This is a genomic window from Pseudomonas sp. (genome assembly GCF_050739935.1).
In the GTDB taxonomy this organism is placed as follows: domain Bacteria; phylum Pseudomonadota; class Gammaproteobacteria; order Pseudomonadales; family Pseudomonadaceae; genus Aquipseudomonas.
This window is the reverse complement of the sequence record NZ_JBOICF010000115.1, coordinates 20823-46959: the sequence shown is the minus strand read 5'-3', so window position 1 is coordinate 46959 and position 26137 is coordinate 20823. Positions and strand designations below refer to the sequence as shown.

At 56.8% G+C, this 26137-nt stretch carries 26 protein-coding genes and 2 pseudogenes; 11 read left to right on the top strand and 17 right to left on the bottom strand.

The window, feature by feature from the left end; translation table 11 throughout:
- Positions 1-23: 23 nt before the first annotated feature.
- Positions 24-914, top strand: coding sequence for a helix-turn-helix domain-containing protein (locus tag ACRER8_RS23165; RefSeq protein ID WP_431748515.1), 891 nt, complete (start codon positions 24-26; stop codon positions 912-914).
- Positions 915-1274: 360 nt separating this feature from the next.
- Positions 1275-2132: a helix-turn-helix domain-containing protein gene (locus ACRER8_RS23160; protein WP_431748514.1), complete on the top strand. Its 858-nt coding sequence runs from the start codon at positions 1275-1277 to the stop codon at positions 2130-2132.
- Here ACRER8_RS23160 and ACRER8_RS23155 read toward each other — a convergent pair.
- On the bottom strand, positions 2095-2460 hold the full coding sequence (locus tag ACRER8_RS23155; protein ID WP_431748513.1) for a hypothetical protein: 366 nt from the start codon (positions 2458-2460) through the stop codon (positions 2095-2097). The two genes, ACRER8_RS23160 and ACRER8_RS23155, sit on opposite strands and share 38 nt — an antisense overlap.
- Between ACRER8_RS23155 and ACRER8_RS23150 the strand changes: the two are divergent.
- The 3 genes and pseudogenes from ACRER8_RS23150 to ACRER8_RS23140 all read left to right on the top strand — a co-directional run.
- Positions 2459-3147 (top strand): annotated as a pseudogene (locus tag ACRER8_RS23150) (OprD family outer membrane porin). The gene ACRER8_RS23155 and the pseudogene ACRER8_RS23150 sit on opposite strands and share 2 nt — an antisense overlap.
- 203 nt (positions 3148-3350) lie before the next feature.
- Complete coding sequence (locus tag ACRER8_RS23145; RefSeq protein ID WP_431748545.1) at positions 3351-4181, top strand: alpha/beta fold hydrolase; 831 nt, start codon at positions 3351-3353, stop codon at positions 4179-4181.
- A 202-nt stretch (positions 4182-4383) separates the two neighbouring features.
- A pseudogene (locus ACRER8_RS23140) lies at positions 4384-4575 on the top strand (hypothetical protein); the annotation flags it as partial.
- Positions 4576-5089: 514 nt separating this feature from the next.
- Here the strand turns inward: ACRER8_RS23140 and ACRER8_RS23135 are convergent.
- The 5 genes from ACRER8_RS23135 to ACRER8_RS23115 form a co-directional block, all read right to left on the bottom strand.
- Positions 5090-5383 (bottom strand): putative quinol monooxygenase, encoded by a 294-nt coding sequence (locus tag ACRER8_RS23135; RefSeq protein WP_431748512.1) that lies wholly within the window; start codon positions 5381-5383, stop codon positions 5090-5092.
- A gap of 57 nt (positions 5384-5440) precedes the next feature.
- On the bottom strand, positions 5441-6169 hold the full coding sequence (locus ACRER8_RS23130) for an FCD domain-containing protein (protein WP_431748511.1): 729 nt from the start codon (positions 6167-6169) through the stop codon (positions 5441-5443).
- Positions 6170-6188: 19 nt separating this feature from the next.
- Complete coding sequence (locus ACRER8_RS23125) at positions 6189-7259, bottom strand: Ldh family oxidoreductase (RefSeq protein WP_431748510.1); 1071 nt, start codon at positions 7257-7259, stop codon at positions 6189-6191.
- 30 nt (positions 7260-7289) lie between these two features.
- Positions 7290-8615 (bottom strand): C4-dicarboxylate transporter DctA, encoded by a 1326-nt coding sequence (gene dctA / locus ACRER8_RS23120; RefSeq protein WP_431748509.1) that lies wholly within the window; start codon positions 8613-8615, stop codon positions 7290-7292.
- 587 nt (positions 8616-9202) lie between these two features.
- On the bottom strand, positions 9203-9691 hold the full coding sequence (locus ACRER8_RS23115) for a hypothetical protein (protein WP_431748508.1): 489 nt from the start codon (positions 9689-9691) through the stop codon (positions 9203-9205).
- A 269-nt stretch (positions 9692-9960) separates the two neighbouring features.
- Here ACRER8_RS23115 and ACRER8_RS23110 point away from each other — a divergent pair, with 269 nt between their 5' ends.
- On the top strand, positions 9961-10497 hold the full coding sequence (locus ACRER8_RS23110; RefSeq protein ID WP_431748507.1) for a sterol desaturase family protein: 537 nt from the start codon (positions 9961-9963) through the stop codon (positions 10495-10497).
- On the opposite strand, the gene ACRER8_RS23105 is transcribed toward ACRER8_RS23110, so the two are convergent.
- Genes ACRER8_RS23105 through fni form a run of 5 tightly spaced genes read right to left on the bottom strand, consistent with a single transcriptional unit; the run spans position 10379 to position 16353 of the window.
- Positions 10379-11380, bottom strand: a complete 1002-nt coding sequence (locus ACRER8_RS23105; protein WP_431748506.1) for a phytoene/squalene synthase family protein — start codon at positions 11378-11380, stop codon at positions 10379-10381. The two genes, ACRER8_RS23110 and ACRER8_RS23105, sit on opposite strands and share 119 nt — an antisense overlap.
- Positions 11377-12867: a phytoene desaturase gene (locus ACRER8_RS23100; protein ID WP_431748505.1), complete on the bottom strand. Its 1491-nt coding sequence runs from the start codon at positions 12865-12867 to the stop codon at positions 11377-11379. Before ACRER8_RS23100 ends, ACRER8_RS23105 begins: the two co-directional genes overlap by 4 nt.
- The gene (gene crtY / locus ACRER8_RS23095) at positions 12864-14030 is read right to left on the bottom strand and encodes a lycopene beta-cyclase CrtY (RefSeq protein WP_431748504.1); all 1167 of its coding nucleotides are present in this window, start codon (positions 14028-14030) and stop codon (positions 12864-12866) included. The genes ACRER8_RS23100 and crtY overlap by 4 nt, the downstream gene beginning before the upstream one ends.
- Entirely contained in the window at positions 14027-15301 is a 1275-nt protein-coding gene (locus ACRER8_RS23090; protein WP_431748503.1) for a glycosyltransferase, read from the bottom strand. The genes crtY and ACRER8_RS23090 overlap by 4 nt, the downstream gene beginning before the upstream one ends.
- Complete coding sequence (gene fni, locus ACRER8_RS23085) at positions 15298-16353, bottom strand: type 2 isopentenyl-diphosphate Delta-isomerase (RefSeq protein ID WP_431748502.1); 1056 nt, start codon at positions 16351-16353, stop codon at positions 15298-15300. The genes ACRER8_RS23090 and fni overlap by 4 nt, the downstream gene beginning before the upstream one ends.
- Before the next feature lie 205 nt (positions 16354-16558).
- Between fni and ACRER8_RS23080 the strand changes: the two genes are divergently transcribed.
- Positions 16559-17464 (top strand): polyprenyl synthetase family protein, encoded by a 906-nt coding sequence (locus tag ACRER8_RS23080; RefSeq protein ID WP_431748501.1) that lies wholly within the window; start codon positions 16559-16561, stop codon positions 17462-17464.
- Position 17465: 1 nt separating this feature from the next.
- On the opposite strand, the gene ACRER8_RS23075 is transcribed toward ACRER8_RS23080, so the two are convergent.
- Positions 17466-17933: a hypothetical protein gene (locus ACRER8_RS23075; RefSeq protein ID WP_431748500.1), complete on the bottom strand. Its 468-nt coding sequence runs from the start codon at positions 17931-17933 to the stop codon at positions 17466-17468.
- A 711-nt stretch (positions 17934-18644) separates the two neighbouring features.
- Here ACRER8_RS23075 and ACRER8_RS23070 point away from each other — a divergent pair.
- Genes ACRER8_RS23070 through ACRER8_RS23060 form a run of 3 tightly spaced genes read left to right on the top strand, consistent with a single transcriptional unit; the run spans position 18645 to position 20691 of the window.
- Complete coding sequence (locus tag ACRER8_RS23070; protein ID WP_431748499.1) at positions 18645-19418, top strand: hypothetical protein; 774 nt, start codon at positions 18645-18647, stop codon at positions 19416-19418.
- A complete protein-coding gene (locus ACRER8_RS23065) occupies positions 19418-19837 on the top strand; it encodes a phage holin family protein (RefSeq protein WP_431748498.1) in 420 nt (139 codons plus the stop codon). The genes ACRER8_RS23070 and ACRER8_RS23065 overlap by 1 nt, the downstream gene beginning before the upstream one ends.
- Complete coding sequence (locus tag ACRER8_RS23060; protein WP_431748497.1) at positions 19834-20691, top strand: DUF3618 domain-containing protein; 858 nt, start codon at positions 19834-19836, stop codon at positions 20689-20691. Before ACRER8_RS23065 ends, ACRER8_RS23060 begins: the two co-directional genes overlap by 4 nt.
- 21 nt (positions 20692-20712) lie before the next feature.
- Here ACRER8_RS23060 and ACRER8_RS23055 read toward each other — a convergent pair whose 3' ends face one another.
- The gene (locus tag ACRER8_RS23055) at positions 20713-20934 is read right to left on the bottom strand and encodes a PAS domain-containing protein (protein ID WP_431748496.1); all 222 of its coding nucleotides are present in this window, start codon (positions 20932-20934) and stop codon (positions 20713-20715) included.
- Positions 20935-21015: 81 nt separating this feature from the next.
- On the opposite strand from ACRER8_RS23055, the gene ACRER8_RS23050 reads away from it, so the two are divergent.
- Positions 21016-21666: a helix-turn-helix domain-containing protein gene (locus tag ACRER8_RS23050; RefSeq protein ID WP_431748495.1), complete on the top strand. Its 651-nt coding sequence runs from the start codon at positions 21016-21018 to the stop codon at positions 21664-21666.
- 317 nt (positions 21667-21983) lie between these two features.
- Here the strand turns inward: ACRER8_RS23050 and ACRER8_RS23045 are convergent, their stop codons facing one another.
- From ACRER8_RS23045 to ACRER8_RS23030, 4 genes are all read right to left on the bottom strand, one after another.
- Complete coding sequence (locus ACRER8_RS23045) at positions 21984-22556, bottom strand: AAA family ATPase (protein ID WP_431748494.1); 573 nt, start codon at positions 22554-22556, stop codon at positions 21984-21986.
- Positions 22557-22814: 258 nt separating this feature from the next.
- Positions 22815-23177 (bottom strand): DUF4440 domain-containing protein, encoded by a 363-nt coding sequence (locus tag ACRER8_RS23040; protein ID WP_431748493.1) that lies wholly within the window; start codon positions 23175-23177, stop codon positions 22815-22817.
- Positions 23178-23187: 10 nt separating this feature from the next.
- The gene (locus ACRER8_RS23035; RefSeq protein WP_431748492.1) at positions 23188-23787 is read right to left on the bottom strand and encodes a histidine phosphatase family protein; all 600 of its coding nucleotides are present in this window, start codon (positions 23785-23787) and stop codon (positions 23188-23190) included.
- A 66-nt stretch (positions 23788-23853) separates the two neighbouring features.
- Entirely contained in the window at positions 23854-25962 is a 2109-nt protein-coding gene (locus ACRER8_RS23030; protein WP_431748491.1) for a TonB-dependent receptor family protein, read from the bottom strand.
- Positions 25963-26137 lie beyond the last annotated feature (175 nt).

Sequence of the window (26137 nt, the reverse complement as noted above, 5' to 3'; positions counted from 1 at the left end):
CTCATAGCAATAAGGGTTCCTTTGTGGCCTCACCATGGATATCTCAAATCACCACGGATGAGTTCACCGTGACAAGGACGCACCAACAAAACCCAGATAAAGATCATGTCTTTGACGTGCCTTGTCTGGATAGTTTTTCAATCATCATTCAGTTGGAGGACTTCGCTGATCATCGATTATGGCGAGGTGGGAGGCTGGCTTACTCCGGTGGTCACAAGAAGGCAAGTGCTTCGTTACCGTTTATGGGCGATGGGCTCAGGTGCCAGCATCGGGCCGCCTATGACAATGTGCGTTTTAATATCCCACGCGCAACATTCGATGATTTTCAACTGGAAAATGGTATGAAGCGTTTTGATCGCTTTGTCTACGATCAGGGTGGACAAGACAACACTCTCTATCATCTCGCGCGGGCACTTCTACCGATTCTGAATCAGTCTAGCGCATCGAATCAGCTGTTTCTTGATCACATTTTTCTGGCCACGTGTGACCATGTCTATCGCCGCTATGTGCGGGGTGCGTCGAACAGTATCGCTGAGAAATGCAAGCTGACATCCAAGCAAGTGTTGTTGGCAAAGGACATAATCGCCGCGCATTTGGCTGGTGATTTGCCCGTACAAGCCATTGCGACTGAATGTGCCCTATCACGAAGTCACTTCTCCCGAGCATTTAAGCAATCCACGGGTATGGCACCTCATGCCTGGCTAATGCAGATGCGCTTTGAAAAAGCTCAAGAGCTGATGCTGTCTCAGCCATTTAAGCCGATATCATCTATAGCCCAAGAGTGCGGTTTTTCAGATCAGTCCCATCTGACTCGCGTGTTCACCCGGTTACTCGGAATCCCTCCCGCAACCTGGAGGCGGCAACACGAGTCAAGCGTCTTCCTACTAGGGAGAGCATCCTTACAAAATGACTGAGGATATGCCGCTTACGACTTTTCAGAGATACGTCCAGCTGAGACTATCACTGGATCAAACTCATGAGTTCGGCAACTCGTTCGCCACTGCATAACGAGCCAGGGAATACCAATACACGCTCCCCCCCATCCTTCCGACCAACGAGGGACACTCATCGCCCAGCCTCTGGTAATAGAGTTTTTCAGGTCGTCAAATCATCGAGATGCGGAACCGCCCGAAACGATAGACGTCATGGGCCGCTGCTGCGCTTCATACTATCCTAGGATGATGACCAAGCGAAAATGAGTAGGTTTTAAGATGCATAAACGCTTTTAGGAGCGAGTTGTTATGAATAGTCGACCTAACCAGGAGGCTGGATACATGGGGGATGTCGAGACAAGTAGTCTCGTGTCGAACATTCTTTCCAGCACATCATCGGCAGCGACTTGGGTACGTCAGCAGTCCTACGGACATGGTCTCTGCGCCACGGATTCGCAAGAGTTTGCTTTTATGGTGGTGCTGCAATTACAGGACACGTTATGCACCATCACCAGAGACGGTTCGCCACTAGCGACTGCACCCTATCGGGCCGGAACCGTCAGCATTTATGACCTACGTCATCATTGGATCGCCAACACCCCCGAGCCGTTTGAGGCGTTGCACTTTTACCTGCCCGCAGCAGGTTTCGAAGACATCATTCACGACCAGCATTTGAGCAGGCTAGAGACCTTGCGCGAGGCACCCGATTTCTGCGCGCCAGATCCGATCGTACAATATCTCAGCTTCTCGTTATTAACGATGCTATGCGGCGCAGAGCAATACAATCGACCCTTAGTTGATCATGTCATTCTTGGCCTGCAGTATCATGTACTGAACAAGTACGGTGCTTTGCAATTCAGTACCAACCGACTCGACTGTCGACTCGCGCCCTGGCAACTCCGAAGGGCTAAAGAGCTGTTGAATGCCAACATCGATGGCTCTATGGGCATTGCGAGCATTGCACACGAGTGTGGTTTGTCCCGAGCACACTTTTCTCGCGCATTCAGCCATAGCGTTGGTGTTCCCCCCTATCGCTGGCTGCGAACCCTGCGTATTGAAAGAGCCAAAGATCTGCTGCGAAATTCCAGCCACTCGCTTTCTGAGATCGCATTGATCTGTGGCTTCACAGATCAGAGCCACTTCAACCGGGCCTTCCGCTGCGCTACTGGTCAAACACCACGTTGTTGGCGCATCCACTGACACCTTTTCTTCCCAGATTGGAAAAATTCCGCACAGCCATCCAAAAAAACGCACGTCTGTCCAATTCTGGCTTTACAAGATGCGCGACCATTTCTTCGACTTCAGTGAGGCGATGGACATGCAAGCGACGAATAGAACGGTAAGCACCACGCCTTGGTTTTGCCTTGGAGCGTTCTTCTACCGAACCTGGAAGGGAATTTGCCAAAGCGTCAATCACCGCAAGCGTGCGGCACAATTCATTCGGGCACTTAGGGAGCATATTCTTTCGTTGATCACAGCTAAAACGAGCTGTTTGTACCGCCAGCGCCAGGCGGAGACTTATATCCATGCTGGTTGCAGCGAAAGCACTATTTACCGCTCAAGGGCGAAGAAAAGTGACTGAATTCCAAGTCACTTGCGGGCTTCTTCTGGTCATCTGCCCCCCTGGTGGAACAGCCTTGGCATCGGATGCAGCACAACCCTCGCTGGGGTTTGGGGAAGGTTCTTCACTTGAGGTGCTCAGTCGAAACTTCTTCCTCAGCAATGACTATCGATCACCTTTGCCTTCAGGCAAAACCTACACGCAGGAATGGGGCCCAAGGGTTTATTACGTCATTCGAGTCCGGCTTTACTCCCGGCACTATTGGTTTAGGCGTTGATGTCCATGGGTTTCTGGGTTTGAAACTGGACAGCGGCAAGGGGCATTCCGGGACAGGTTTGCTGCCTGTCGAACGCGCCTGAAGGGGGCGGCTACAACCCTTTCGACGAATCGACCGGAGAGTACGTTCCTCAACAAGGAGATGGCGGACGACATTGGGAACGCGATATCGATCTTCGGTATGTGCTGCAGTCAGGGCGAGCCAAAGACTTATCTCTTCAGTTGTCCCACGTGGTACATCGGGCAAACAGCGCCTAAGGAGGTGATGACATCGACAGGATCTACATTGTTATCGAATACCCACTCAGGTTGGGCGGTTTTAAACAGCTTAGGGACAACATGTGGTCAAGATCAATCGTCCCTTTGCGTCCACGATAACCATGACGTCGACTTCCGGCGAGGAGAAGACAATGCAGCGAAACTCAGATGACAAAACGTTGACTGACAGTGACGGCGTTGAATTGCCGCGTAGGGGCTTTCTCGTAGGCATTACCGCAGTAACTCTACTCGCGAATATTCCTTTCGGTGTGTTGGCGGCCACGCAACAGAAATCTCAATCACAAAAAGCAGGGAGTGATTCCATGACATCAATCAAAACAAAAGATGGCACCGAGATCTTCTACAAAGACTGGGGCCCAAAAGACGCGACGCCGATCATGTTTCATCACGGGTGGCCGTTAAGCGCCGATGACTGGGACAGCCAACTGATGTTTTTCCTGGAAAAAGGCTTTCGCGTTATTGCTCACGACCGTCGGGGGCACGGACGCTCGACACAGACGTGGACAGGAAATGACATGGACACCTACGCCGCCGATGTGATCGAACTGACAGATACACTAAACCTTAAAGGGGCGATTCATGTCGGCCACTCTACCGGTGGTGGCGAAGTGGCCCGTTATGTAGCCCGCGCCAAACCCGGCCGTGTTGCCAAGGCTGTGCTTATCAGCGCCGTACCTCCGATCATGGTCAAATCGGATAAAAACCCTGGAGGCTTGGGAATCGAAGTCTTTGACGGCCTTCGTAAGGCGCTGTTGGAAAACCGGGCGCAGTTCTACATGGATGTTCCGTCGGGCCCGTTTTATGGCTTCAACCGCCCAGGTGCGAAGGTTTCGCAAGGCACTATCGAAAACTGGTGGCGTCAGGGGATGACTGGCGGCGCCAAAGCCCAGTACGACTGCATCAAAGCGTTTTCTGAAACAGACTTCACCGAGGATCTAAAAAAAATCCAGGTACCAACTCTGCTTATGCACGGTGATGATGATCAGATCGTGCCATACGATGACTCTGCACCTCTGTCGGTGAAGCTATTGAAAAACGGAACATTGAAGACATACAAAGGCTTTCCACACGGTATGCCTACGACTAACGCGGCTGAAATCAACGCTGACCTCTTGGCATTCATACACGGTTAGCCGAGTCGCACACCTGCACCCGTGCCAATCGCCAACGTAAACACCGCAAAGCTCACGTGTCCTGTCGCCCAGCATCAAACGACCGACAGTGCTCAATGGCTTTGTGATCGATATGTTATGGAGACATCATGAGAATTAAGATTTTTTCAGGCGTTTTGTTGGCACTCACGGCAACGGTGGCCATGCCTGGTGCCTGGGCTGCGGAGGCACGCGCTCAGCGGCGGACGGCGCTGATCATGTTGGTGCCGGGACGGTCGCAGCGGACGGCTCGGATCGTATTGGCGCTGCTCGCCTTGCATATTCCCGAAGTGGCATAGGTTCGGATCGAGCGGCATCCTTGCTCATGGGCGGCAGTTATGCCGAACAGTTCAACAACCCAATCATCAATCAGTAGCGCGACATTACATTGTTTGGAGAGTGACCGACTATGACGCGGCAACCGAAACCGCCATCCGAGGCGGACGCCGCCTCTAGGGCATGCAAGACCTGATGGGCGCTCCCCCGGTATGCGCTTATTTGAAGCGTCCTCACTCGCCTGCCGACGCAGCGGGGATATTGCGCAGCTGCTGCCACATAAGTGGTAACAGGTTTGGTTGCACAAGACGGGATGCCAGCGCGCATACCGGGGGGCAGGTAACAGCCATCCCTACCGCGCCCCGCTTACAGAGCATCTCCCGTGTCCTGCCACAGGCGTTTACAGGCACCCTGCTCAGCAGCAACGAAATAGAGGGTTAAACACTCCATGTAGGCCGCTTCACTGCTGACAGCCCAATGGGCGACTTCCCGGCGCGTCTTTTAAGAAAGTAACGACCGATTGCTCATGGGTGATACTTGCAAATTTGCGGCTAGATGCTGCGAACAACAATTCCTTCGATATCTCGTCAACTCAAATTTGTACCATCGTTCACTCAACAAAAAGGGACCAATAAATACCGGCTGACTTTCTTCTCAGCGACCCAAGGCGCCGTCTGCTCATTGAAATCCAGGAAATGCTTGGACTTCAGATGAACCTCGTCAAAATCCCGATCCGTTTCATATTGCTCATACAGAAACACCTCAAGGCCGTTCGCGCCTTCGCAGACATCGAAGCGCACACAACCAGGCTCTTCTTCCAGCGAAATTCTGGCATTCTCCAACACCGCTTCAAGGAATGAAGCACGATGTTCTTCAAGAAGCACAAATGTCACCGCGATGATTAGCATAAAAGTACTCTAATGAATTCCGATTAATGCGGTCAGGACAGGCCCGTTGAGCCCGCGCTACTCGCGACCCTCGTGCGAGCGCCAGTAAAACTCTCCCACCGCTTCGAGGTGACGGGTCATTACCGCCTCAGCCAAATCGGCGTCATGGGCGGCGACCGCCAGATAAATCTGCTCATGGGCCTCGTATGCGCTCTGCTCCGCCTGCGGCACTTTCAACGAAACGAACCGCTGCTCCGCGAGCCACAGGGACAGCGCCGCCTGCAGGCTGGTGAAGATTGAGTTGCGCGGAATTTCCGCCAGTATCTGGTGGAATGCCACATCTGTTCGCGCGAAATCTTCAGGCCTACCGATGGCCTCGCGGTTCGCATCCAGCGCCTCCTTGAGTCGAGAGATATCCGTTTCCGAGGCATGCCGAGCGGCGTATCGCACCAGAATGGTTTCGTATAAGGTTCGCGCCTGTTGGAGTTCTTTAGCGCCGTCAGCATCTGAAAGGATGTGCGCGACGGCGCCCGAAAATTCCTCGACAAGCGCCTTGGCGGACGGCTTGGTGACGCAGGCAGGTTCGCCGTTGCGCACCACGATCAGACCCATTCGCTGAAGCGAGAACAAGGCTTCACGCACGGACGATCGACCGACACCGAACGTGGACATCAAGACTCGCTCTGACGGTAGATTTTCCCCCGGTTTGAGCTGTCCACTGAGCATCATCGCCTGCAACTGCTCGGAGACATCTTCCGATAGTTTACGGCGACGAATAGGCTCAACCGGTGGAAATGCACTTGTCACAGCGATACCTCAATGGGGGTCAGTTTATGAGCTCGAAGTTTACCTGATATTCCTCGGCCAGAGCCTGGAGGTCCTTGGTCAGCATCGGACCGATCGGAATTCCGCGCTCGCGCGCCGCGAGCAAGCTCAGGTACTCACGTTCGCCCGGCATGTAGATTCGGTCCACGCCCGTTGCCTTCTTGGCGTTGCGAAGATCGGCCATGCCTTTTTGCATACGGTCGAGGTAGGTATCAAGGTCGTCAAAAGATGCTACCGGCAGCACGCCGAAGAGGTGTCCGCCATTTTGAGCCGTGGTGGTTTTCTCATACAGCTCCCCGACATCATGTCCGAAAGCGGCGCCTGAAAGCATGGTGCTCAACATCCCGACCGCCATCGTCAGCGCATAACCTTTTGGGCCGCCCACCGGGATGACAAACCCCTTCAGCGCCTCGACGGCATCAGTGGTTGGAAGCCCGTCCGGACCGGTCGCCCAGTCGTCCGGGATCGGCTTACCCTCTTTGGCCGCCACGATGATTTTCCCGCGCGCGGCCACACTGCACGCCATATCGAGAACTACGGGAAACGCTTCACGTGTCGGGAAAGCGATCGCGAAGGGATTATTGCCCAGCACCGCTTCAGCGCCGCCCCACGGTGCCATGTGGTTGATTGCGCCGATGGTGAAGCTGAAACCAATCATGTTTTGCCGTGCTGCCATTTCGGCGTAATACGCGGCAGTGCCGAAATGGTTGCTGTTGTTGACGGCGACGAATGCACAATCGCCCTCTTGAGCCTTGTCGATCGCCAGCTGCATCGCCTTGACGCCTACCAGGTGACCCAAGCCGTTGTCCCCGTTGAACACTGCTGTCGTGCGCGTTTGCCTCTCGATGAATGGTGTGGCCTTCGGGTTGGTACCGCCGTCCAGGATGCGCTTGACGTAGATCGGGAAGCGTACGACGCCGTGGGAGTAAACCCCACGCATATCGGCCTCGACCAGATTTTTGGAAGCGATGATCGCATCCCCCCGCGGTACGCCGATTTTTTCCAGCACCGACACACAGAAATCAACCAGTACCGACTCGGCAATAAAATGACCGTTCTCTTCAGTATCCATGACAACCTCATGCATTAAATATTGTTGTTATCACGCCTGCCGCTCTGCCGTCTGGCCAGTCAGGGCGAGCTTCAGCTCCTGCGTCGACATTTCATTTTCCCGGCGTGAAATCACGAGCGTCGCTACGACGTTACCGATGACGTTCACCAGCGCGCGTCCTTCGCTGATGATGCGATCGATGCCGAGCAGCATCGTGACTCCGACCAGCGGGATTTCAGGAACCAAAGCGATGGTCGCGACGAGCGATACGAACCCTGCGCCCGGCACGCCGGCTGATCCTTTGGTAGTCAGAGTTGCAACACCCAGAATCACCATCTGATGCCAGATCGTGATGTCGACATGCATCGCCTGGGCAATGAACAGCACCGCCATGGTGATGTAGATGTTCGTGCCATCGGAGTTGAAGACATACCCCGCGGGCATCACAAGCCCCACGGTGCCTGGCTTGCACCCCAGCTCTTCCAACTTGCGCATCAAGGCCGGTAGAGCGGCATCCGAAGACGACGTCGCAAGGACGAGGAACAGTTCGCTTCTGAAATGCTTAAGTACGTAGAAAATGCTGAACCCATGCCGATAGCAGATGACACCCAGCACACCGAATACAAAGATGGCGGAAGTCAGATAGAACGTGAAAATCAGCACGAGCAACGACTGCAACGAGCCCAGGCCGAACTTGCCGACGGTAAAGGCCATTGCGCCGAACGCACCAATTGGGGCGAACTTCATGATCATGTTGATCACACCGAATATCCAGTGCGAGCACGCGTCCACGAGGTCACGGATCGGCTTGCCCTTGTCACCCATTTTGCCCAGCGTCAGCCCCATGATGATCGAGACGAAGACCACTTGAAGAATGCTGTCTCCGGTAAAGGCGCCCAACAGGGTCTTGGGGATCATGTTCATGAAAAAATCGGCCAGCCCCCCGTCATGCGCTGCTGTGACGTATTGCTTGATCTGGCTCGCGTCCAACTGCTCGGGACTGACATTAAAGCTCGATCCTGGCCGGATGATGTTGGCGGTGACAATGCCGATCAGCAGGGCAAACGTTGACACGATTTCGAAATACAACAGCGCGGTGCCGCCAATTCGGCCGAGCTTGCCAAAACTCTGCATCCCGGCAATGCCTGAGACCACGGTGAAAAAGATGATCAACCCGATGGTCATCTTGATGAGCTTCACGAAGCCGTCCCCGAAGGGTTTCATGGCGGACGCGATGTCAGGATAGAAATGGCCTAATACGATCCCCAGTGCCATGGCGATCAGGACCTGGACGTACAGGTTTTTCGTAACGATCTGAGTCAAACGCTTGGTTTTACTCTGCGGGGAGGCATGGGTGGAGGTCCCGACAATAGACATTCTTATCGCTCCTAGGCTGAGCCTGCGGATTTTTATATGTCACAGATCTGGTCTGCTAGGTTGATGGTAGACCTATCATACCAGCGTAATCAACAGCATCTTTGCCTGGCGCGATGGGTGAATCGTGTCAGCAAAAAAATGAACCGACTCTGCAATAGCTGGGGAATGTTGAACGAATAGCGAAGCGTCATTTCAAAAGTCCCACGATAAGTAGCTTCAAAATCGTAGGGCTTTTATTGGTAGGAAATGCGTAGCAGAATCATCAGCGGGACAGGGTTCTGTTCGTATGCAAGTAAGGATGGTTCTGATAATGAACAGCTTCGCCCGTCGAGCTTTGCCTCACTAATCGTGCAAAGGGTGCTCCACGGTACTCAAATCCGCTTACCCAACAGCTGATAGACGACCTGTCCCGCTTGCCTCAAGCCCAAGAGATCGGCTCGAGTTCCAAATCCAGGGTCATAGCCCTGACAGCGCCTTTCAGCTTTCCTGGCTACCAGCTGTTCCGGCAAGTTGAGGTACACGCCTGGACTACGCACCTTCGTGCCCAGGCGCCACGAAACTTCTGCGCCTGCAACACGCATTCAGGCTCACTCCATTACCACCGAAAGCACATAGCTCTGTTTGTTGACTACGGTGCGAGTCAAGATCGCGCGGCCGCTGCCCACATTCAGATCGATTGGCGCAGCTTTCATGATCGCTTCGTCGAACGTGTGCGGAATAGAAAGCCCCAAAGCTCGGACAGATAAGCGTTTGGTCGCTCTGATCAGCTCCCGTTTGGCGGCGTCCTCGTCTGAAGGCAGCATCACGTTGAGAATCAGCTTCACGCGCTCAGGTGTTCCCTTCGCCCCTTCAGCGACAAAGGAAATCTTGTTGCCATCGGCAGCATCAGGGCGTATCAGCCTTGCACCGCTGGCACAGCCTTCCCGGCCATCTTCGTGGGTGGTCCATTCACCGGCTCGCAGTCGGGTGTCGGTCAGCACCGTACACAGTTGTGCCGGCGATTGCGGTCGCAATTCTGCAAAACAGTTAAAAGAACACCAAACCCCAAACAGTCCCAAAGCAACACGTAGCATCATCAATTGCCTCCTTGTATTGGTCTATGTGCGGCGGAGTAAGATGCGACTGCTTGGCAGGTCGACCGCACAGAAATCTACATTAGTAGGTAATCCGTCAATCCTGCAGTTTCTCTGACGTTTGCTTCGAGAAAGGCTGAGCGATCCATCATTCAGGCAACGCCCGCAGCAGTGGTGATCACGATCAAAACCGCATACTGCTATCGCGATAAAGCGAGAACGTTTACGCGCACCTGAAGGTCTCATGCACTGTCTTCCTGGGGGTGATCTGCATGATATTGAACGCACTGGTTTTTCTGGCCACGCTCATTGGCATGGAAGGCTTCGCGTTCGTGGCGCACAAGTATGTGATGCATGGCTGGGGTTGGGGCTGGCACCGTTCCCATCATGAGCCCAGAACAGGCTGGTTTGAAAAAAACGACCTGTTCGCCGTGGTTTTTGCCCTGTTCGCTATCCTGTTGATTGCCCTCGGTAACCAGGGGGTGCACCCGCTGGAGTGGATTGGCGCCGGGATGACGGCGTACGGTTTGCTGTACTTCCTGGCCCACGACGGGCTTGTCCACAAGCGCTGGCCGCTGCAGTACGTGCCTAGAAACGGCTATCTCAAACGCCTTTATCAAGCTCACCTGATGCACCATGCGGTGTCTGGAAAACATCGGTGCGTCTCGTTTGGATTCCTCTACGCGCCCACTACTTCGAAACTTCGGGAGCAACTGCGTCAGCTGCATGGCGGGCCGCTGAACAAGCGTGACGGGGACGTTGCCACAGCTCGCTCGGGCGATCCGGCCACCGACGACCACGCGACGTAACAGCGCGCCAGAGACCGCCTAGCACCAGGCGTGCCTTATCCAGTTTCGAGGTGGAAACGCGGGTGTCCCAGGCATGCGCACCACGCTTTTTGACGTTGATGCCGATCTCTCGGTAGACGCCGCTGGCCGTGGCCACAGCCCATGCCGAGCGCCACGGCAACGAACTTAAACCCGCCTGTGCGCTCTCGTAGAATGGCTCAGCCATATCAACAAGTCGTTGTGCCAGCACTGCCAGCGATTCCCGATACTGGCTGTCCGTAAGTCGTTGATCAGGTATTGATAATTCGTTTAGCCAGGCCCGCGGCAAATAGCAGCGCCCTACCCTGGCGTCCTCCACGATGTCACGGGCGATATTGGTCAGTTGAAAGCCCATGCCCAGGTCACATGCACGATCCAGCGTGCTCTCATCGTTTACACCCATGACCTGGGCCATCATCAGCCCGACCACGCCGGCAACGTGGTAGCAATATTCCAGGGTGTCATCGATGTGATGGTAGCGCCGTTGCTGAACGTCCATCGCAAACCCGGACAAATGCTCCAGCGCATAGGTCTGATGAATCCCATGACGAATCATCACTTCACGAAACGCCGCAAATGCATCGGATTCAACAGGTAGCCCTGCGTACACCGCCTGAGTTTGCGCCGCCAGACTGGCAAGGCGCTGATCGACCTCTTCCTGCGCGACAACCGTCGCCGAATGACCCGCTTCCTGTCCGTCGATCACGTCATCACAATGCCGACACCAGGCGTAGAGCATGACCGCACTGCGGCGGGTAGCAGGGTCGAACAGACGCGAGGCGGCCGCAAAACTCTTCGAGCCTACGGCAATGCTTCTGGTTGCGTGATCGAGCAACTTTTGATCGGCTTTTTCAACAGCGCTCATAGGTGCAAATCCTCCAGCATCAGACCCGCAGTGGCTTTCGCCGATCCGATGACGCCGGGCACCCCGGCACCGGGATGAGTGCCAGCGCCCACCAGGTACACGTTGCCCAGACTTGCATCGCGATTGTGCGGGCGGAACCAGGCGCTCTGGCTGAGGATCGGTTCGAGGGAAAACGCCGATCCGAGGTGTGCATTCAACTCACTGCGAAAATCATCAGGCGTGAACATGCGACTGGTCACCAAATCGTCCCGCAAGCCCGGTATGTAATGTTTTTCGAGATAAGCGAAGATCCGATCCCTATAAAGTGGCCCTTGCGTCTTCCAATCGATGGGCGCGTTGCCCAAATGCGGCACTGGTGACAGGACGTAATGGCTGGAGCATCCAGGCGGTGCGAGGCTGGGGTCGGTGACGCAAGGCGCATGCAGATACAAAGAAAAATCGTCGGCCAGAGCATCGCCCTTGAAGATTTCTTGAATGAGCGCGCGATAGCGGGGGCCGAAGCACACCGTGTGATGCTGCAGTTGAGGCTGCGGTCGCTTGAGCCCAAAGTGGATGACAAATAGCGAATTGCTGTATCGCTTGCCTTTGAGCCGGGCACTTTCCTGAAGCCCTCTCGGGTGCCCGCCCAGCAACCTGGCGTAGGTATGCATCACATCGGCATTGGAGGCGACGCTGTCGCCCTTGAATTGCCGACCGTCCTCAAGGCGTACACCCGTGGCCCTTACGGATTCGATGTCGATGCTTGCGACGTTTGCATTGAGCTCAAACTGGCCGCCTATGTCCTGGAAAAGTTTGACGAGCGCGTTTACCAAGGCACCGGTACCACCCTTGGGAAACCACACGCCCCATTCCCTTTCGAGTGCATGGATCAGCGTGTAGATCGAGGAAGTCGAAAAGGGATTGCCGCCGACCAGCAGAGAATGAAAGGAAAACGCCTGCCGCAGCTTTTCGTCCTCGATGAATTTCGAAACCATCGAATAGACGCTGCGCCACGCCTGCAAGCGGGCGAGCTGCGGGCCGGCTTGAATCATGTCGCGGAACGAAAGAAACGGGACAGCGCCCAGCTTGAGGTAGCCCTCGCGAAATACCGCTTTTGAATAGTCGAGGAATCGCCTGTAGCCCGCGACGTCGCTTGGATTGAGCGCAGCGATCTGGTGATCAAGAGATGCCTGATCGTTGGCGTAATCAAACCGCGTTCCGTCTTCCCAGCACAGCCGGTAGAACGGTGCAACCGGCAACAGCTCGACATAATCGCTCATCGACTTGCCGGCCACTGCGAATAGTTCCTCGATCGCAGTGGGATCGGTGATCACCGTCGGACCCGCGTCGAAGGTGAACCCCTGATCGTGGTACACGTAAGCGCGACCGCCGGGTTTGTCACGTTTTTCCAGCAATGTGGTCTGGATACCCGCGGCTTGAAGCCGGATCGCCAACGCCAGACCACCAAACCCTGCGCCAATCACAATCGCTTTTTTTGCGTCGGTCATTCTCGGTTCTCGTAATGTCGAGGCAGGTAACGGAGCATCGCGTGCACGGCCTCGTTGACAGGTACGGGTGGTTTGCCCGATACCACGCGCAGCTTGTCTGCGAAGGTGCTGTCGCCCGCGTAAAACCGGCTGATCAGGCCTTCGGAAAGGCCGTAGAAGCGTTGCATGACCTGCCAGCGGTCCTGGGGCCGCCCAGCCAGAAACAGCATGCGATTGAGCAAGCGATAAAAGCGTTGCCCGCGCCATGCCTGATAAGCGAAAGCACGCATGCCCTTTGCCAGTGAATCCGCATCCAGATTGCTTTGCCGGGCGACCCAGTCAGCCATACGCACCGCATAAGGCAGCGAATACCCGGTGGTGCAGTGAAACAGACCGGCGCGCAATCCCGAACGCGGTTGTCCCGGCGCGTCATTCCAGAAGTTGGCAAAATCCCCTGCCAGTGTGATCGGCAATACCCCCGCCTCTTCGCGCAGACAGGCAGCGACCACCCACCCCCGCTCACCTACGTACTTGCTGATGTTGTCGCGCAGATGCTCAGGGGCAAGCGCGTGATTTTCGACGTAATGAGTGTCTTCAACCAGAACGGTGTCCGGGGTAAACGGCAGGACATAGACGAAGCGGTAGCCCTGCCCTTGCGCCACTCGGGCATCCATGATGATTGGCGCCTTCAGCCCATGGGGCGCTTGCAATTGCAGCAGTTGGCCCAGAAAGGCCTGACGCCCCAGGACTAAATGCTCGCTGTCTCGTACGCCTCGACCATCGATAACGGCCTTGGCCTGCAGGTGTTCTGCGCTGGCGAGTGATACCGAGCGGGGATTCACCTGCGCGATGGTTTGTCCTGTGCGCAGGTCAGCACCCAGTGCTGGCTCGATCACTTCCACGAAGCGCTCGGAGGTGATGCTGACATACCCCGAGGCAAGGCGGCGCGAACGAGCCGGAAAATGCACGTCGTAGCAAGGCCATCTGTGCACCACCAATGGGCTGATCCATCGATGCTGCGCCGCGCTCAGATCGCCATCGTGAAAAGACCACGTGTGGTTACCGCCGATATTCGACTGTTCCTCGATGCACAGAACGCGCAATTCGGGCCGCAGCTGTTTGAGGCGCCAGGCAATCAGCCCGTTGGCCAGGCCGCCACCGGCGAGAATCAGGTCGTGCTTCATGAGACGGCACCCGCCAGTACAGGCTTGCCGGTACTGATAACCGCTTCAACAATGTCAGCCGCACGCGCAGTTCCGCCGGCCTTGTCCAACTCGGCGGCCAGCCGCTGTATAGGCTCAAGGGGGAAGTCGAGAAGCTGAGCCAGTCCATCGTGGATCTTCCCGGCGCGGGCTCGACGGCTCAACTGCAATCCCGCGCCTGCGTAGCTGACCCGAGCAGCAACGCCCGGTTGATCGAAACCGATCGGCATCACCAGCATGGGCGTACGTGCCTTGATCGCATCCATCACGGTGTTGAGACCGCCATGAGTCACCGCCGCATCGGCCTTTTCAAGTACCCACTGTTGCGGCGCGAAATCAGTGACCCACGTCGCTCCGCTGCGCTTGAGTCGGTCTTCTTGCGCAGCGTCAAGGCCACCGCAGTGCGCAACCAATAGCTGCGCATCGAGGCGCGCGCAGGCCTTGGCCACCTGGCGAAACATATCCATGCGCCCGCCTTGAAGCGTGCCCAGGCTGGCGAAGGCAAATGGGCGATCAGGGTCGATGGGCCACTCGCCGTGTTGCGTGAAGTTCTTGGTTCGAAGCGGGCCGACGGCATGAAAGAACGCTGGCGAGTGAGTACGGGGTAGATCAAACCCCTCAATCGTCTGGCTGATCTGCGCGTAGGGGGAAAGGCACTCATGCAGGCCGTCGCGCGATTCGATGCGAAACTGTCGGCACGCTTGACGGACGACATCGCGCAGGGGCCGCATCAGCCAGTCATATACCCGTTGGCTGCCGTCATACATTCGTCGACTGCGTTCATCCGAACCATAGGCAAATGGCATCACGGGCAGTGGAATCTGAGGTTCGCGGTTGACCGGCAACGCGCAGGCTATGGAAATGAACGGCAAGCCAACGGCCTCAGCCACGATGCCGCCAGCCGCTTCCATCTGATCGCAGAGCAACGCGTCGACCGCTTTTTTATGCAAAGCGCACGGCAGTTCCGTGCAGAGCATCCTGGTTGTCGTGCACAAATCACCGATGACGCCACGCAGGCGCAACGGGTTGTTCGAGGTCGCGGCGCGGCGCAAAGCCCGGTCAAGGCTGCCGGGCGGATGACTGACTGCGCCGACGGCGTGAAACCCTATTCGCGGATCGGTAAGCCAACGGCCGGCATCGGCCTGCTGGAAGAACGTGACGTTGTGACCACGGTCAATCAGCTCCGACGCCAGTGCCTGGCATGCCTGGAAATGGCTGAAAAAAGCGGGCGCGACGACACCGAAATGGCTCATGAGCGAGGTGGGGGCAACGTTTCGGATGGCAACAGCCGCGCATTTCGCAGCGCCGCCAGATCCGCCGAGCCCGTGCAAAAGCACGCGATACGCAGCTGCCTGATGACGATCTCGAAATGCTCGACGACCGCCGCCGTTGACAGGGTGGCATCACGAAGAACGCTTGCCGCCTGCCCGATCAAATCCGCTCCCAAGCAGATGGCTTTCGCTGCGTCCACCCCATTACGGATACCGCCGGACGCGATCAAGGGCATATCAGGCAGCGCTTGCCGAACCATCCTCAGACTTGTGGCGGTGGGTATTCCCCAGTGGGTGAATGCCATGGCCACTTCTCGGTCCATGGGCCGCACCGCCCGTTCGGCCTCGACAGCGGCCCAGCTCGTTCCCCCAAGCCCCGCGACATCGATGACCTGCACGCCGGCATCCGCCAGCGCCACGGCGACCTGTGAAGAGATTCCGGCTCCCACTTCTTTCACAATGACGGGCACTCCGACGGTCTGGACAGTACGACGAATCGCTTCCAGGACACCGCGCCACTTTCTGTCGCCTTCTGCCTGAACGGCCTCCTGCAGAGGATTGAGATGGATGATCAACGCATCGGCCTGCAATGTGTCCACCGACCGGCGCGCCAGGTCCAGACCATCATGCTCCAACAGCTGAGCGGCGCCGATATTGCCCAGCAACGGCACATCAGGAGCCAGCCGGCGCAGCTCGCGAGTCAGCCCCTGGTCATTGCCGCTGCGCAACCCTACGCGCTGTGAGCCAACACCCATGGCGATGCCAAGCGCCTGGGCGGCTTCAGCCAGGTGGCGGTTGATTGCAGCTGACCGATCGGCCCCGCCTGTCATTGAGCTGATCAGCAGTGGCGCCTTCAACGGTATGCCCAACAGCGATCCGCGAAGGTCAATGGCATCCAGATCCAGCTCCGGTAGCGCGCAATGCTCGAACTGCAGCGCCTCGAACCCCGTACCTGGGCCACGGCGAACTGCGCGCCTGTCCAGCACGATGTTCAGGTGATCGTCCTTGCGCCGACTCAAATCGCTTTCATTCATCACAAGCCCCAGATTCCTTGAATCATTTCAAACCAACCGTGGTCATCTAGCAGAGCAAACTTGTACAAAAATGGCAATTAGCACATCTTTTGTACAAGATTACTTCAGACTCAGGCACTCGTGACGCGGAGTCGTTCCGTTTCATGGGGTGCGAATGCCCAAACGCTCCAGACGTTCACCCGCCACAGCAAAGGTAAAAGCACCGATGACAATGGACTCAGGCGCCACCGTCGATCACGGATTCACTGAACGTCTCGCTCAGTTACGCGCATCCATCGAGAAGCGGCTGGACGAATTGCTGCCCGAGAGCGGCAACGAACGCGATCTGGTGGCCGTCGCCATGCGCGAATCCACGCTGGCTCCCGGCAAACGCATGCGACCTATTCTGCTATTGCTGGCTGCCGATGGATTGGGGCACCAAGGCGATCCTGGTCTGGAACTCGGATGCGCGGTGGAGTTGATACACGCGGCTTCTCTGGTGCTCGACGACATGCCCTGCATGGACAACGCGTCCCTGCGGCGCGGTCGTCCTACTGTGCATTTGAAGTTCGGAGAAGACGTCGCCATTCTGACGGCCGTTGCCCTGCTGAGCCGTGCATTCGGCGTCATAGCTTCAATCAACGACCTGTCGCCGGTGATCAGGACGCAGTTGGTCGAGGTCGCTGCGAACGCGGTCGGCATGCAAGGCCTGGTGCGCGGTCAGTTTCAGGATTTGCGCGATGGGCAACAGGCCCGCCGGGCAGAAGAAATTGCCATGACCAACAACCTGAAAACAGGCGCCCTGTTCGGCGCGATCATGGACATGGCCTGGTTGATCAGCAGCAGCGATGTGCTTGTCAGACCGATATTGCAGAATTTTGCCGTGGAGCTGGGGCAAGCCTTCCAGATGTATGACGACCTGCGTGACAAATGCTCCGATGGCGACAAAGACCAGGGCAAGGACACGGGTAAGTCCACCTTTGTCTCGCTTTACGGCGAAGACAAGGTGAGGGAACAACTGCAGGTGCATCTATCGAACGCGGAACGCAATCTACATAAGGTTTACGGCGAATCGCACATGATTGCCGGGTACATGCGGATGGTATTCGACAAGGCATCGGTGATTGCCTGAGTCACTCGTGGGCCTGATTGACAATGGCCTGTTTTAACGTCGCCCCGTCCGCGAAACGTTGCTCTTGAATGGCCGCACCGTTTTTCAATGCCAACCATTGAACAGTCTCTCTGTCGCCGTTGTACTGATTGGCCACCCTGCCATCGCGATCAAGCAAAATCCTGTATTTAGCCGAGCGCATTGCGGGCACTGCTACCAGTTTGACCAGCGAAGGCATTTTCTCGATGTCCGCCACGTAGATGACGTGACGACTTTCCAGATAGCCCTCCGGAGCGTCCTCGATTGCGGCATTGACAAGCTTGGCCGCCGACATGCTACGGGCAATCAGCAGCACCTGGGCGTTGTCATCCAGCGTATAAGCCCTATCGTTCTGATCCAGTAATGTCCACTTCATCAACGGCTTTATGGCATCGGCAGCCGCAACATGCAGGGCAACGAAAACACCTATCAGAAGAATCATTCGACGCATGATTAAAGCCTTTGTCAGGAAAGTTGTCTGCAACGGATATAGCTTAATCCAGCAGGACCTGTTTGGCCCCCTGTCCGTGTGCTTTCTGTCACTGGATTCTGTGCAGGAATCAGGACCGCCAGCATCGATACCATCAGTTCTCGGAGTCTGCCGGATCAAATTAACCGAACCAAGCTGTAACGCGAGAGGTCTAGCAAATTAAGCCCATCGAAAGTGAGTAAAATTTATGTTCAAGTTTCTCGGCGGTACCATCGGCGTCATCTTCCTAATCGGCTTGATTGTAGTCATTGCACTATTCAAGTTTATTTTCTGACCGATCCGCGCATCACTGAGATCGGATGCGGACTGTAAGTTTCATCCGGTCTCTCGTTTCGATAGCTCTTCCATATCTGATCCGATCTCTCCCCACACGCCTGGCCAGCGGCTGGCAACCTCCCCTGGCCAACCAACGCTCGTCTCCTCGCGCATTCAGTTAATTCGGCGTCAGGCGCGGGGACATTCCTCATCAGCCCTTTCAAACGAATGCCTTTGCGGCGTGTTCAACTCCTTTTCTGCTCCAGGGATAGCCGTCCGTCTAGCCCCTAGAACTACTCGTTCAGCTGCTGGTTCCACCCTTTACGGCGTGCAGATTTCCTCACGCGTGAGATGCGTACTGCAACGAGCACTACAGACGCGGTGTTCATCTCTTTCATAAAGGACGTTTCATAAAGGATGGTGATGAAAATGCCCACACCCAATGAAGGCAGCGCAGGCGCGCAGCAGCGCTCGGTGCCACCAGAAGATGCGCTTCACAACTTGCAGGATGATGCCAAAGCGCTGTTCGAAACTGCGCGTGAACAAGGTACTGAACATCTGGAACAGTACCGAGAGAGCGCAGCAGATCAGATAGAAAGTCTGGCTCGAAGTGCCACCTCAGCGGCCGAGGAGCTGCAGGACAAAGATACCCTGGGACTGTCGCATTACATTACCGATGTAGCAGACGGCCTGGGAAGCTTTGCCGGGATTTTGCGCGGCAAAAGCGCCGATGAGCTGTTGCAACAAGTCACACGTTTGGCCCGGGACAATCCGGCGTTGTTTTTGACCGGCAGCATCGCGTTGGGCTTCGGACTCTCACGCTTTCTGCGCGCGAGTACGCCTGATATTTCGCAAAGTTCCTCTACTGATTCCGGTGCGAGTACAGACTTCGGCGCGAACGCTGCCGAGCGTGACAGTGACGACTATGACCCGCGCATAGCCGCCGACGAGGAACTGGCCGTTCGCCCTTCACATGAGAATGACGTAATCCGTGGGAATCCAGGTCAGCCGTATGGCTCGGCGGCAAAACCTTCGCCTGCGACGACTGCGAGCGAGGCCGACGCCAGCGCCGGGATTCAACAGTCAGGCGCGGAACTGGGCAGTTTCACGCCCTCGCAGGACAACGGCTCATCCCCTGCTACCTCTGGTACGACATTCCCCGACAAGCCCGCAATGAAAGGAGAACTGTGATGGCTATCAATCCAGACGTACCCCCTCGCAACGTTCCAGAAGGTGATCCCTCGCTCTTGGGCCTGGTTCGTCAGCTTGCCCATGAAGTACCTGCCTTGATCAGCGAGGAACTGGCGCTGGCGAAGGCAGAGATCAGAAGCTCGGTCGAAGCCGCCAAGGCCGCCACCGCAGCTGTCGCGGGCGGTGTAGTGTTCATGCTCGCCGGGTTGGTCATCCTGCTCATGGCTGCCGTTTATGGCCTGGCGCTGGTCGTGTCGCCTTGGTTGGCAGCACTGATCGTTGGCGCAGTCGCGATGATAATCGGCTTCGTGATGGTGCAATCCGGGAAGAAACAGCTCAAGCCGTCCCAACTGGCGCCGGAGCGCACGCTGCATTCCCTTAACAAGGACAAAGACGCCATTCAGAGGAAAGTCTCATGAGCACCGACAGCAGCTTCGCCACGAAAGAGCAATTCGAACACGACGCCGTTCCTGAGCTTGATGTGCCTAAAAGCCCGGACATGCTGGAACGCGATATCGACGCCCGGCGGGCCAATATCGAGAACATCGTGGATGCCCTGGAGAACAAGTTTTCGCCAGGCCAACTGTTCGATCAGGCACTGGCATTCACCAAGGGAAATGGAGGCGAGTTCTTCAACAACCTCGGCACCTCGATAAAAAACAACCCGGTGCCGGTACTTCTCGCCACGGTCGGAGTGACGTGGCTGATGCTCGGACAAAACCAGAAGCCCCGCAGCACAGGGCCGTCGATGTTCAGCAATCTTGGGGAGAAGATCAGTACCGCGGCGGGATCGCTGAGTGAATCATTGGCCGATACCAAAGATCATGTGCGCCAGTCAGTCCACGAAATGGGCGACAAGGCAGCTCATCTGGCCGATACCGCCAGCGATAAACTTGACGGTATCAAACAGGGCGCAACCGCTGGCAGTTCGCAGGCCAGTGAAAAACTGAAGTCTGCATCTGACAAGACGCAGGATGCGTTGCTGCGTCAGGGGCGAAACCTGCAAGGCACCGTCGAGTACATGCTGAAGGAGCAACCACTGGCGCTCGCGGCGATCGGCATCGCATTGGGCGCGGCAATCGGCGCGGCCTTGCCGTCGACTGACCGGGAGGACAAGATGTTTGGCCAGACCAGCGACAAGCTGACCAAACACGCCAAAAAGACGATGGATCAAACCTGGGAGTCAGTCTCCGAAGCAGGCAAAGGTGTCGTGGACGATCTGAAAAACCCGAAACCAAGCGGCGCCGAATCGCAGAGCAACATTGACGCCTGAGCAAGGGTTCAAAAACGGCAGTCATGACGGGGGCCAGCAGTTAAGGCCCCCGTTGCTATCAACCACGTCGCCGCCGATTTTCTCCAGCGCCCAATCATCGCCGATCTTGCGTTTGGAAATACTATTCGCGATGTGCACGGTCTTTTGCTTAGGCAGATCGTAGAGCACCACCTCTGCACGGGGAAACAGCAGCGTGGCCACGCTGTCAGCTATGGTCTTGTAGTTGACGGCCGGCGAAGGCATCGTGCGGTGAGCTCATGTCGGGTCCGATCGTCGAGGGGCAGGTGATAAAAACGATCCACAGGTAAAAACCGGAGAGGCGTGATGTGGACCTATTGGCGCGATGACTTTGCCGAATACGGTAGCTGGACGAGCGATGACACACCGGTATCGGGTATGCATTTTCACGATGAACAACAGCTGACCTTCGTCATAAGCGGTTGCCGACTTTTTCGTATCGGCGCTGCACGGGTCCGCGTCCCGGCTGGTTGCTGTCTTTACATCCCCGCTGGCTGCCCCCACGCCAGCCTGCCCGAGGTGCAAGCGCGCACGCGCTGTCTGAACCTCTATGTCAACGACCCGACGTTTGGTGTTCAGCCAAAGGTTCTGAGTTTTGAAAGCACTGCCGCCACTCCTGCCACCGTGATTGATTTTCCATTTCGGGCCAACCGTCATGCGCTCGTGGAAGATGAAAAAAACATCGCCCAACTTGCCGCCGAAGCCGGATTGAGTCGCGAAGCCTTCACCCGAAAATTTACCCGCCAAGTGGGTATTCCGCCCCACGCGCACAGCGTTGTAGCGCGCTTGAACGATGCACGCCGATTGCTGCGTTCAGGAATGTCACTGGCCGACGTCGCAGCCGCCTGCGGCTTCTTCGATCAGACCCATCTCGCACGGCACTTCCTCCGAGTATTCGGCACCACGCCGGGCGCTTACCGCAAAGGCATGGGCCGATCACAACCGTACGATGGCTGAGCCTGCCAAGGTTCTCCTACCCCGAACGCGATTTGCCCGCGCCCTGCACCCCTATCACCAGATAAACGTGCACACCTCGCCTGCCTTCCGACACCTGGTCATTTGTAGGAGCCGGCTTGCTGGCGAACGTGGTGGGTCAGTTGCCGATGGGTCGCCTGACACACTGCGTTCGCCAGCAAGCCGGCTCCTACAGTGGATCAGGGGCGTAGCGAAGAACTGCGTTCGGCACCAACAATACGAAGACCTTCTCCAATCCGCTTCACCCAGCAGACTGCCGCGTCAGTCGCCCCAACAAACCTGATCCAACGAATCCTGACCTACCCTAAACGCCGGGCGTGTCGATCCCGTTCTTCTTCCGCCAACTCCGCGCCCGCCGCTCGCCCAATATCCGACAAAAACAGCCGAGTCTGCCGATTTGATCGCAGGCAGACGACCCGGCATGCCGATGGCGCCGTTGCCACAAGCTGCCGCATCCTGGCGCGGGCTGATTTACGAGTTGACCACATGAAGCGGAAAAACTCCGGCAGGTTCGCCAACTGCTCCGGGCAATCTTCTGGCAGATCGGGTCGAGGGCGACCGCGCAGCATCAACGTTCGGAGAAGCACACGCCAGAACCGCAGCGCCGACGAGCGATCGATCCATACCAGAAGATCGGCCCGGGCAATACGGTTGTCCCACGTGGCGGAATGCCCGCCTTCGAAGATCCACCGATCGCCAGCCTCGACCTCGCGACAAAGACGCGTTTTCTCGTCGATGCTTCGCTCTATCCATCCAGGTTGCCAGTGAATCGTATCGATATGCACGACCGGCAGCCCCGTACGCTTGCCCATCTCTCGAGCCAGCGTGCTTTTTCCTGACCCAGGCTGGCCAATAATCATGACGCGCTTCATGGAAACCTCATTGAATTACGCAAAGCACAAAGCGCCGGTGAGCCCCGGCACCCCCCCAATAATCTCGAACAACGAATCACCCTTCAGACCGACGTGCGCCGCATACCAGACCTGTCGATTGCCGTTCAACACAACGGAAAATCCCATGGCCTGGAATAGTGGGATGCTGCATGACAGCGCATCAATCGACACACTCTGCCAGCGGCGTCATCAGAAACGCCCTTGGGACTGAGCTGGACGCTGCCGCCACATGACCGCTCACCCCGCCGCCCGCGTCCCCTGATGAAACACCAATTGCCAGCGTTCCAGCCGCTTGTGCCAGATCGAACTGCGCAGCGTGACCGACGCCACCTTATGCTCGGCGGAGGTGGCATGGCAGCGATATGTCGCCAGCGCTACATCGTCGGCCAACACCTTCAACGCGAAATCAGTGATGTGGCGGGCCAGGTGCAGTTCGTGTCTGAGTCCGGCGATGACCTCTATCTTGTTCCAGACGCCGCCACTGGCGCCAAACTCGACGAAGTCGTCGGCAATTAGATCGTCGAGTATCGATTCGTCGAGGCGCACGGCGGGTTCCAGTAGCCGTTCCTCGAGTCGCAGGATATGCATATGCAGTGTCATGACGGCTCGCTCATAGCTGTGCCAGCGGATTCTGCGCCGGTGCATCGTGCTGCAGAATCCGTTCGACATCGTCCAGCACCAGCCAGTGCCCATTGCCCAATTGCCAGTCAAAGAAGTCCGAGAAATCCTGCCCGATCAAGGCGCGGACGGTCTTGGCGACGAAACCGTGACCGACCAACAGCACTTCCTGCGCTGTCGAGGCCTCGACCAGGGCCGTCAGCCCCTGATGCACACGCTTCACCACCTCCGCAATCGACTCACCTTGCGGCGGGCCAATATCCCACTGGCGGGTGATGTTCTGCCGCCACAGGAGGGGGTAACGCTGCTGCGCCTCTGTCTGAGTCAGCCCCTCGAAGACACCGACATTTCTTTCCCGAAAGGCGTCGAGCACCTGCAACGGCAAGTTCGATCGATAGTTCAGAATTTCAGCCGTCTGCCTGGCGCGCAATAGCGGCGAAACGACGATGCCACCGATCGAATCGGGCAGCTCCAGGCGCAAGCCGACGGCCTGTTCGCGGCCGGTGTCGGTCAGTTCGGGGTCAAGCGATCCCAGGTAACGGTGCTCGGCATTGGCCTGAGTCTGGCCGTGACGTACGACGTACAAGCGCATGAAGTGTCTCCTGACAATGAAGCCTGTCCTGGCGAGTCTGCCGTCAGAGCAGCCTGCCCAATCAGGTCAGAAACGGTACGAAACACCGGTGGTCACGTTAACCGGATCACCTGGATAGAAGTTCGCGGAATCCTGCCCTTTGGCATCGTACGCAGTGTTGGACGCCGTAGCGTAGCGCTCGTTGGTCAGGTTGCGCGCATCGACGAACACTTCCCACTTCTTGCTCGGCGCCTCATAACCCACCTTTGCCCCCCAGAGCGTGTAGGACGGCGCGCCCAGTGAGTTGGCGAAGTCCACGTAATAGCTCGACGCGGCACGCGCATTCAACTGCGCGTAGAAGCCACTTGGCTGACGGTACTCCAGTTCCGCCTGATAGACCTGGCGTGGCAGCCCTGGCAGTTCGTTGTCGCCGAACGTGGCGTCATGGCGGTAGTGAAAGTCGTTGTAGGTGTAGGCCTGACGCAAGGTGACGGTGTCGCCGCTCTGCCCTTGCCAGAGCTGAGCGTTCAGACCGGCCTCGATACCCTGGTGAATGGTCGGGCTGCCGTTGGAGGTCGCCACCAGTTGATCCTGAGTTGCCGTCGCCTGACTCACCACGACCGAGAGCAGCTCCTTCTGAACCCAAGAGCGATACAGCGTCAGGCTGCCATCGAAAATGCCGTGGCCGCCGCGAATGCCGAACTCTACCGTATTGGCTTTCTGCGGGCGTACGTCGCGAATATAGGGCGTGCCGGTACTGCCCAGTTGCCAGGTGACGGGTGGGTCGATGGAGCGGCTGACGTTGCCGAACAACTCGAACTCTGGCGTGAGTTCATAGCGCAGACCGATACGCGGTGCGGTGTCATGTTCCTCATATTCCACTCCATTGGGGAAAGCAGTGGTGTTGACGCCAGTGGTGTATTCGATTTCGGCCTTGCGCTTGATGTCGATGAACGACAGGCCGGTGGACAGCCAGAGGTTGTCTGTCAGTTGCAGTTCGTTGCCGAGCGAGAACACCGTATCTCGCGAGCCAGTGAAGTTGGCTTCCTGCTGCTTGATCTTGGTCGCCTTGCTGTGCGACTTCACGTCGGCGAGGTAGGCGCGGGTGGTGCTGAAGGTCGCGGTGCTGTCGCTGTTGAAACCGAGGAAAGTGTCGCCGGTACGCAAATAACGCAAGGTCAGGTTGATGTCCTTTGAGCGCCAGTCCTGAGGCGTGGCCGAGTAACGCCAGCCGTTGTACAGGGGATAGTCGTTGTAGCCCAGGCCCACTTCCAGTTTGGCGTTGTCATCGAAGGTATAGGTGGTTTTGCTGCCCAGCAGTGTGGTGCCATCCTTCTTGCGACCAGACGGTACAAGGTTGCTGGTGGGGTCATGCTTGATCTGATATTTGGTCAGCGTATTGCCTTGGCTGAGGGTTTCCTCCCGGTAGCGCAAGAAGAAACGGGTTTCCAGTTTCGGGTTGAAAACGTAGCCGAAGTTGGCGACGATGCCCTGCCCTTTGTTCGGCGTGTTGTCCTGATAACCATCGCGTTCATTGTGCTGCAGGCTGACGTAGTAATCAGCGTTACCCTCCACCCCGCCCGTACTCAACACTTGCTTGCGATAGCCGTAACTTCCAGCTTCGAACCGCGCATAATTGCCCGGATCGGTGCGCCCGGTTTTGCTGACGAAGTTGATAGCGCCCCCCAGAGATAACGCCGAATAATTAAACGCATTGGCGCCATACAGCACTTCAGTGTGGTCGACACCTGCCATGTCGAGCATGTCTTCCTGAGTGCCGCCAGGGCCCGTCAGCGGTAGACCGTCGAACAGGAATTTGATGCCCAGAACGTAACCTTGATAAAACGTGTTGAGGCCGGAGCCGCGAATCGAAATCTTGTTGGCCGCTGAGCCGCTGGTAGCCTGAGCGAACACGCCCGGCTGTAATGCCAGCACGTCCTCGGCATTGGAGGCACGGCCCTTTTCAATTTCGTGGTTATCAATGACCGCGGTCTTGCCGGGCACTTTGGCCAGTTCCCTTTCGGCTTTTTGCGCTTCGCTGGCGGAAGCGCCAGTGACTGTCACCGTGGCAAGCCGCTGGTCTTGCGGGGCCGGTTCGGCGGGATCTTGAGCGGCGAAGCAAGCACCGTGGACCAGCATCAACAACACGCCCAGACTGGAAGCCGGAGCCAGTGAATCGAAGCGCCGAGCGCGCATATCAAACTTTTGCCGTATCAAATCACCGCTCCTGAAGTTAAAGGTTAGTTGGAGCATCTATTCGTATAGTCGCGCTCCAGAGCAACTTAGCAGGGTTCGTGCCATGTGCTTTTTCCTGTTTCGAGGGGTGTATATGCGAACTTAAGACGTCGCTCGCAGACACTTTGTTGCCACT

What these genes read in the sequence shown, in the direction of transcription:
- ACRER8_RS23030 (WP_431748491.1), bottom strand. Translation starts at nt 25,962, where the DNA reads ATGCGCGCTCGGCGCTTCGATTCACTGGCTCCGGCTTCCAGTCTGGGC.
- ACRER8_RS23160 (WP_431748514.1), top strand. Translation starts at nt 1,275, where the DNA reads ATGGGGGATGTCGAGACAAGTAGTCTCGTGTCGAACATTCTTTCCAGC.
- ACRER8_RS23050 (WP_431748495.1), top strand. Translation starts at nt 21,016, where the DNA reads ATGTGGACCTATTGGCGCGATGACTTTGCCGAATACGGTAGCTGGACG.
- ACRER8_RS23145 (WP_431748545.1), top strand. Translation starts at nt 3,351, where the DNA reads ATGACATCAATCAAAACAAAAGATGGCACCGAGATCTTCTACAAAGAC.
- ACRER8_RS23065 (WP_431748498.1), top strand. Translation starts at nt 19,418, where the DNA reads ATGGCTATCAATCCAGACGTACCCCCTCGCAACGTTCCAGAAGGTGAT.
- dctA (WP_431748509.1), bottom strand. Translation starts at nt 8,615, where the DNA reads ATGTCTATTGTCGGGACCTCCACCCATGCCTCCCCGCAGAGTAAAACC.
- ACRER8_RS23115 (WP_431748508.1), bottom strand. Translation starts at nt 9,691, where the DNA reads ATGATGCTACGTGTTGCTTTGGGACTGTTTGGGGTTTGGTGTTCTTTT.
- ACRER8_RS23060 (WP_431748497.1), top strand. Translation starts at nt 19,834, where the DNA reads ATGAGCACCGACAGCAGCTTCGCCACGAAAGAGCAATTCGAACACGAC.
- ACRER8_RS23035 (WP_431748492.1), bottom strand. Translation starts at nt 23,787, where the DNA reads ATGCGCTTGTACGTCGTACGTCACGGCCAGACTCAGGCCAATGCCGAG.
- ACRER8_RS23075 (WP_431748500.1), bottom strand. Translation starts at nt 17,933, where the DNA reads ATGCGTCGAATGATTCTTCTGATAGGTGTTTTCGTTGCCCTGCATGTT.
- ACRER8_RS23080 (WP_431748501.1), top strand. Translation starts at nt 16,559, where the DNA reads ATGACAATGGACTCAGGCGCCACCGTCGATCACGGATTCACTGAACGT.
- ACRER8_RS23155 (WP_431748513.1), bottom strand. Translation starts at nt 2,460, where the DNA reads ATGGATATAAGTCTCCGCCTGGCGCTGGCGGTACAAACAGCTCGTTTT.
- ACRER8_RS23055 (WP_431748496.1), bottom strand. Translation starts at nt 20,934, where the DNA reads ATGCCTTCGCCGGCCGTCAACTACAAGACCATAGCTGACAGCGTGGCC.
- ACRER8_RS23090 (WP_431748503.1), bottom strand. Translation starts at nt 15,301, where the DNA reads ATGAGCCATTTCGGTGTCGTCGCGCCCGCTTTTTTCAGCCATTTCCAG.
- ACRER8_RS23045 (WP_431748494.1), bottom strand. Translation starts at nt 22,556, where the DNA reads ATGAAGCGCGTCATGATTATTGGCCAGCCTGGGTCAGGAAAAAGCACG.
- ACRER8_RS23135 (WP_431748512.1), bottom strand. Translation starts at nt 5,383, where the DNA reads ATGCTAATCATCGCGGTGACATTTGTGCTTCTTGAAGAACATCGTGCT.
- ACRER8_RS23040 (WP_431748493.1), bottom strand. Translation starts at nt 23,177, where the DNA reads ATGACACTGCATATGCATATCCTGCGACTCGAGGAACGGCTACTGGAA.
- ACRER8_RS23125 (WP_431748510.1), bottom strand. Translation starts at nt 7,259, where the DNA reads ATGGATACTGAAGAGAACGGTCATTTTATTGCCGAGTCGGTACTGGTT.
- ACRER8_RS23105 (WP_431748506.1), bottom strand. Translation starts at nt 11,380, where the DNA reads ATGAGCGCTGTTGAAAAAGCCGATCAAAAGTTGCTCGATCACGCAACC.
- crtY (WP_431748504.1), bottom strand. Translation starts at nt 14,030, where the DNA reads ATGAAGCACGACCTGATTCTCGCCGGTGGCGGCCTGGCCAACGGGCTG.
- ACRER8_RS23100 (WP_431748505.1), bottom strand. Translation starts at nt 12,867, where the DNA reads ATGACCGACGCAAAAAAAGCGATTGTGATTGGCGCAGGGTTTGGTGGT.
- fni (WP_431748502.1), bottom strand. Translation starts at nt 16,353, where the DNA reads ATGAATGAAAGCGATTTGAGTCGGCGCAAGGACGATCACCTGAACATC.
- ACRER8_RS23110 (WP_431748507.1), top strand. Translation starts at nt 9,961, where the DNA reads ATGATATTGAACGCACTGGTTTTTCTGGCCACGCTCATTGGCATGGAA.
- ACRER8_RS23070 (WP_431748499.1), top strand. Translation starts at nt 18,645, where the DNA reads ATGGTGATGAAAATGCCCACACCCAATGAAGGCAGCGCAGGCGCGCAG.